Origin of the sequence: Microbacterium sp. K41, from assembly GCF_004794395.1 — a bacterium.
Classification (GTDB): domain Bacteria; phylum Actinomycetota; class Actinomycetes; order Actinomycetales; family Microbacteriaceae; genus Microbacterium; species Microbacterium sufflavum.
In genome coordinates this window covers 1-6,419 of sequence record NZ_SSDO01000464.1, presented here as the reverse complement: position 1 = coordinate 6,419, position 6,419 = coordinate 1, and the positions used below count along the sequence as shown (strand labels likewise).

The following is a 6,419-nucleotide window of genomic DNA, read 5'->3' as shown; positions in this document are numbered from 1 at the left end:
GGCACCACGCGGTGGCTGCGCGCCGCGAACGGGCCGACGACACCGCGGTCGTCCACGTGCAGGGTCACCCTGGTGCGCCAGCGCGCGCCGTCTCCGGACTCCACGGCCTCGATCTCCGGCGCCTCCAGCCCGGCGCCGGCGAAGCGGTCGAACGCCTCGCTCAGCACCTGGCGCTTCAGGACACGCTGCTGCCCGAGCTCGATGTGGCCCAGGTCGGCGCCGCCCGGACGGTCGGCGGGGTCGCGCGACACGTCGGCCTCCGGCCACAGGTGCGGGCGCCGGTGCGGGGAGGCCTCGACCACCTCGACCGTCTCGGCGCGCCAGAAGCTGCGCGTGTCCGCGTCCGCATCACCCGCGGGGGTGAGCAGCCGCGCCCGCACGCGCTCTCCGGGGATCGCGTCGGAGACGAACACCACACGACCCTCGTGACGGGCGACGAAGGTCCCTCCGTGGGCGATGCCGGTGATGTCGAGTTCGAGCACGTCGGCTGCGGAGGAAGTCATCCTTCGAGGATACGGTGGTGCACATGCGCGTCTGCCTCGCCTCCACGTCTCCCGCCCGGCTCATGCTGCTGCGCCACGCCGGCATCGAGCCACTCACCCTCGCGCCGGATGTCGACGAGGACGCCCTCGCCGCCGCGGCCGAGGAGCGCGTGGGCCCGCTCGCACCCGCCGACCTGGTGCTGCTGCTCGCCAGGGCCAAGGCGGCGGCCGTCGCCGAGCGGCTGAGCGCCGACGGCGACTTCGACGGCCTGGTGATCGGCGGCGACTCGATGTTCGAGCTCGCCGGACGCGTGTACGGGAAGCCGTATACCCCCGAGGAGGCGACGCGCCGCTGGCAGGAGATGCGCGGCGCCACCGGGGTGCTGCACTCCGGGCACTCCGTCTTCCGGGTCTCCCCCGGCGCGACCCCGGTGGAGGCGACCGCCGTCGCGGAGGCCGCGGTGACCTTCGCCGACGACCTGGACGACGCGGAGATCGCCGCCTATGTCGCGTCGGGTGAGCCCCTGCTCGTGGCCGGTGCCTTCACGGTCGACAGCCTGGGCGGTGCCTTCATCACCCGTGTGGAGGGCGACCCGTCCACCGTGGTCGGCATGTCCCTGTCGACCGTGCGCCGCCTGGCGGGTGAGCTCGGGGTCCGCTGGACCGACCTGTGGTCGTAGACTCCCCTCCACGTTTTCGATCGTTTCTTGTCGAGAGTCGTCAAAGGGATCGGGGGGCTACTCGCTAGGCTGGCAAGCATGCCTGCAATCGCCAAGGTGCTCATCGCCAACCGCGGCGAGATCGCCGTCCGCATCATCCGTGCCGCACGCGACTCCGGGATCGCCTCGGTCGCCGTCTACGCCGACCAGGACCGTGACGCGCTGCACGTGCGTCTCGCCGACGAGGCCTACGCGCTGAGCGGCTCGACCAGCGCCGAGACCTACCTCCAGATCGACAAGATCCTCTCCGTCGCCCGCCGCGCCGGTGCCGACGCCGTGCACCCCGGCTACGGCTTCCTCGCCGAGAACGCCGAGTTCGCACGCGCCGTGATCGACGCGGGCATCACCTGGATCGGCCCGTCGCCCGAGGCCATCGAGGCCCTCGGCGACAAGGTCACCGCGCGTCACGTCGCCGAGAAGGTCGGCGCCCCGCTCGCCCCCGGCACCCCCGGCCCCGTCGCCGGCGCCGACGAGGTCGTGGCGTTCGCGAAGGAGTACGGCCTGCCCATCGCCATCAAGGCCGCGTACGGCGGTGGCGGACGCGGGCTCAAGGTCGCCCGTGAGCTCGACGAGGTCGCCGAACTGTTCGAGTCGGCCACGCGCGAGGCGGTCGCGGCCTTCGGTCGCGGCGAGTGCTTCGTCGAGAAGTACCTCGACAAGCCGCGGCACGTCGAGACCCAGTGCCTGGCCGACGCTGCGGGCAACGTCGTCGTCATCTCCACGCGCGACTGCTCGCTGCAGCGCCGTCACCAGAAGCTCGTCGAGGAGGCTCCGGCCCCGTTCCTCACCCCGGAGCAGAACGAGCAGCTCTACACCGCGTCGAAGGCCATCCTCAAGGAGGTCGGCTACGTGGGCGCGGGAACGTGCGAGTTCCTGATCGGCGCCGACGGCACGGTCTCGTTCCTCGAGGTCAACACGCGCCTCCAGGTCGAGCACCCGGTGTCGGAGGAGGTCACGGGCATCGACCTCGTGCGCGAGCAGTTCCGCATCGCCGCGGGCGGCACCATCGACTACGACGACCCCCAGCCGCAGGGCCACTCGATCGAGTTCCGCATCAACGGCGAGGACCCGGGTCGCGGCTTCCTCCCCCAGCCGGGCCCGATCCACGTGTTCAAGACGTTCGGCGGCCCCGGGATCCGCCTCGACTCCGGCGTGACCGCTGGCGACTCCGTCTCTGGCGCCTTCGACTCCCTGCTCGCGAAGATCATCGTCACCGGCAAGGACCGTGCCGAGGCGCTCGAGCGCTCGCGCCGCGCCCTGGACGAGTTCGAGGTCGCGGGTCTCCCCACCGTCATCCCGTTCCACCGCAAGGTGGTGCGCGACGCCGCCTTCACGGCGGAGGACGGCGACTTCGGCGTCTACACGCGCTGGATCGAGACCGAGTTCGACAACGACATCCCCGCGTGGGACGGCGAACTGGAGTCCCCCGCCGCCGCAGGTGCACGGCACACGGTGGTCGTCGAGGTCGGGGGCAAGCGCCTCGAGGTGAGCCTCCCCGACCGCGTCGCGGTCTCCGCCGGCTCGTCCGGACGGCCCGCTGTCGTGCCGCCGTCGCGCCGCAGCCACACCACCACCGCGAACGCCGGCGCCTCCGGCGACGCCGTCAAGTCGCCCATGCAGGCCACGGTCGTGAAGGTCGCGGTCGAAGACGGCCAGCAGGTCGTCAAGGGCGACCTGGTCGTCGTGCTCGAGGCCATGAAGATGGAGCAGCCGCTGCAGGCGCACAAGGACGGCGTGGTGGGCAACATCAACGCCGACGCCGGGGCCACGGTCTCCGCCGGACACCAGCTCCTCACCATCAGCTGACACCCGGAACACACAGGAAAGGGCACCCCGCCGCGGCGGGGTGCCCCTTCCTGTGTGCCCGGAGGAGCGGGACTCAGGAGATGTTCACCAGGTGCATGGCCCGGCTTGCATCGGTGATGCTGCTGGACAGCGACGGGTACGCCGCGAACACGCGCGAGACCTGGTCGACCGTGAGGCGCCGTTCGACGGCGATCGCGATCGGGTAGATCAGCTCGGACGCCTTCGGCGCGACGATCACGCCGCCGATCACGGTGCCGGAGCCCTTGCGGGCGATGAGCTTGACGAACCCGTCCTTGATGCCCATCATCTTCGCGCGCGGGTTGGCGGCGAGGGGCAGCTTGTAGACCATGCCGTCGGCCAGGCCGTCCTCCACGTCCTTCACCCCGTAGCCGACCGTGGCGATCTCCGGGGCGGTGAAGATGTTCGACGTGATCTTGATGAGCTCGAGCGGGATCACGATGTCGCCGAGGGCATGGAACACCGCCGTGCGGCCCTGCATCGAGGCCACCGAGGCCAGGGGGAAGAAGTTCGTGCAGTCGCCCACCGCGTACACGTTCGGCACCGACGTACGGGCCACCCGGTTCACGCGCACGTGGCCGGAGTCGTCGAGCTCGACGCCCGCCTCCTCCAGCCCGATGCCCGCGGTGTTCGGGATCGAGCCGACCGCCATGAGGCAATGGCTGCCCTCGACCGTGCGGCCGTCGGACAGCGTCACCGTCACGCCGTCGCCCGTGACCTCCACCTTCTCGGCGCGGGACTTCGACAGCACCTGCATGCCGCCGCGCTTGAACACCTTCTCCAGCACGCGGGCGGCGTCCTGATCCTCGCCGGGGAGCACCTGCTCGCGGCTGGAGACGAGGGTGACCTTCGCGCCGAGGTTCATGTAGGCGGAGGCGAACTCGGCGCCGGTGACTCCGGAGCCGACCACGATGAGGTGCTCGGGAAGCGCCTTCATGTCGTACAGCTGCGTCCACGTGAGGATGCGCCTGCCGTCGGGCTTGGCGGAGTCGAGCTCGCGCGGCGACGCGCCGACAGCGACCACGATGGTGTCCGCCTCGACGCGGTCGAAGTCGGTGCCGCGCTCCCCCGTCGAGACCACGATCGCGTTCGGACCCTCCAGACGACCGTGGCCGGAGAGGATGCGCACGCCCGCGTCGAGAAGGGTCGTGCGCATGTCCTCGGACTGCTGCCCGGCCAGCGCGACCAGCCGCTTGTTGACCGCGGCGAGGTTGATCGCGATCTCGGGCTTGAGCGGCTTGCCGTTCTCGCCCTTCGCGTAGAAGTTCACGCCGAGGTCGCTCGCCTCGGAGATCGCGACCGCGGCGTCGGCGGTCGCGATGAGACTCTTCGACGGCACCACATCGGTGAGCACGGCCGAGCCGCCCACCCCCACGCGCTCGACCAGGGTGACCTCGGCTCCGAGCTGGGCGGCCGCGAGGGCCGCCTCGTAACCGCCGGGTCCGCCGCCGAGCACGGCGACGCGCTGAGTGCGCTCGAAAGTGGTGGAAGACATGCTTTCCATTCTTCCCCAATCCTGGCCCCCGAGCCTGCACCTTCCTAGAGTGGATCCATGCCTGAAACGCACAGCAACCCCCTCGACGACCCCTCCGCGAACCCGTTCGAGGTGGCCGCCGCGGCCGCCTCCGACATCGCGCGCCTCACCGGCGTCGAGAAGCACGACATCGCCCTCACGCTCGGCAGCGGCTGGGGCAAGGCCGCCGACCTCATCGGCGAGACGGTCGCCACGATCCCCGCGACCGAGGTCACCGGATTCTCCAAGCCCGCCCTCGAGGGACACGTCGGGACGCTGCGCAGCATCCGCACCCCCGGCGGGAAGAACGTGCTGGTGATCGGCGCGCGCACCCACTACTACGAGAACCACGGCGTGCGTCGCGTGGTGCACAGCGTGCGAACGGCCGCTGCGACGGGGGCGAAGATCATGGTGCTCACCAACGGTGCCGGCGGCATCCGCGAGACCTGGAAGCCCGGCCAGCCGGTGCTGATCAGCGACCACATCAACCTGACCGCCGACTCGCCGCTCGAGGGGGCGACGTTCATCGACCTCACCGACCTGTACGCGAAGCGTCTGCGCGACGTCGCTCGGAGCATCGACCCCGGCCTGGACGAGGGCGTCTACACGCAGTTCCGCGGTCCGCACTACGAGACCCCGGCCGAGGTGCAGATGGCGAAGGCGATCGGCGGGCACATCGTCGGCATGTCCACCGCGCTGGAGGCCATCGCGGCGCGCGAGGCGGGCATGGAGATCCTCGGGTTCTCGCTCATCACGAACCTCGCCGCCGGCATCCAGCAGACACCGCTCAGCCATGCCGAGGTGATCGAGGCCGGGCGGGAGGCGGAGCCGGTGATCTCCGCACTGCTGGCGAGGGTGGTCGAGGCCCTGTGAGCGAGGAGCGGCTCGCGCAGGCCCGCGCCTGGCTGCGGCAGGACCCCGACCCGCAGACCAGGGACGAACTCGCCGGCGTCGTGACCAGGGCCGCCGCGGGAGACGCCGCGGCCGTCGCCGACCTGGACGACCGCTTCGGCCGTCGGCTCGCGTTCGGCACGGCCGGACTGCGCGGTGAGCTCGGCGCCGGGAGCAACCGGATGAACAGGGTGCTCGTCGCCCAGGCCGCGGCCGGGTTCGCCGCTTACCTCCGCGAGCGCGCGGGGGGCGGCACGCCCACCGTCGTGATCGGCTACGACGGCCGACGCAACTCCCGGGTGTTCGCGCAGGACTCGGCCGAGCTCTTCGCCGGGGCGGGACTGCGCGCGATCCTGCTGCCGCGCCTGCTGCCGACCCCGGTGCTGGCCTTCGCCGTACGCCACCTCGACGCCGCCGCCGGGGTGATGGTGACGGCGAGCCACAACCCGCCGAACGACAACGGCTACAAGGTGTACCTCGGCGGCGCCGACCAGGGCTCGCAGATCGTGGCCCCCGCGGACGCCGAGATCGCCGCGCACATTCAGCGGGTCGCAGACGCCGGAGACGTGCGGTCGCTGCCGCGCTCCACGGAGTACGAGACGGCGGGCGAAGACGTGGTCGAGGCCTATATCGCCGCGACCGCCGCCGTGGCCCCGGCTCCGGACGACGCGGTCGGGCTGCGGTGGGTGTACACGGCCATGCACGGCGTGGGCTGGGAGACGGTGTCGCGCATCGTGAAGGCCGCGGGCTACCCGCAGCCGCTCGTGGTCGACGAGCAGCTGCGCCCCGACGCCACCTTCCGCACGGTGTCGTTCCCCAACCCGGAAGAGCCGGGTGCCATGGACCTCGCGTTCGCGAAGGCCCGGCGGACGCGCGCCGACCTCATCCTCGCGAACGACCCGGACGCCGACCGGCTCGCCGTGGCGATTCCCGACGACACCGCGCCGGAGGGCTGGCGCCGGCTCACCGGCAACGAGGTGGGCCTGCTGC

6 protein-coding genes are annotated in these 6,419 nt (G+C 71.6%); 4 read left to right on the top strand and 2 right to left on the bottom strand.

Features of this window, described 5'->3' with window-relative positions; translation table 11 throughout:
* On the bottom strand, positions 1–503 hold a 503-nt coding region (locus DW309_RS15115), incomplete at its 3' end, for a TRAM domain-containing protein (RefSeq protein WP_342590380.1).
* A gap of 23 nt (positions 504–526) precedes the next feature.
* Here DW309_RS15115 and DW309_RS15110 point away from each other — a divergent pair.
* Positions 527–1,162 (top strand): Maf family protein, encoded by a 636-nt coding sequence (locus DW309_RS15110; RefSeq protein ID WP_136030449.1) that lies wholly within the window; start codon positions 527–529, stop codon positions 1,160–1,162.
* Between the two features lie 78 nt (positions 1,163–1,240).
* On the top strand, positions 1,241–3,007 hold the full coding sequence (locus DW309_RS15105; protein ID WP_136030327.1) for an acetyl/propionyl/methylcrotonyl-CoA carboxylase subunit alpha: 1,767 nt from the start codon (positions 1,241–1,243) through the stop codon (positions 3,005–3,007).
* Positions 3,008–3,080: 73 nt separating this feature from the next.
* Here the strand turns inward: DW309_RS15105 and DW309_RS15100 are convergent, their stop codons facing one another.
* The gene (locus DW309_RS15100) at positions 3,081–4,529 is read right to left on the bottom strand and encodes an NAD(P)H-quinone dehydrogenase (protein WP_136030329.1); all 1,449 of its coding nucleotides are present in this window, start codon (positions 4,527–4,529) and stop codon (positions 3,081–3,083) included.
* A 48-nt stretch (positions 4,530–4,577) separates the two neighbouring features.
* On the opposite strand from DW309_RS15100, the gene DW309_RS15095 reads away from it, so the two are divergent.
* Together DW309_RS15095 and DW309_RS15090 are read left to right on the top strand one after the other, a co-directional pair.
* Positions 4,578–5,411, top strand: a complete 834-nt coding sequence (locus DW309_RS15095) for a purine-nucleoside phosphorylase (protein ID WP_136045840.1) — start codon at positions 4,578–4,580, stop codon at positions 5,409–5,411.
* Positions 5,408–6,419, top strand: a 1,012-nt coding sequence (locus DW309_RS15090) for a phosphohexomutase domain-containing protein (RefSeq protein WP_524538342.1), incomplete at its 3' end; no start/stop codon positions are given. The genes DW309_RS15095 and DW309_RS15090, both read left to right, overlap by 4 nt.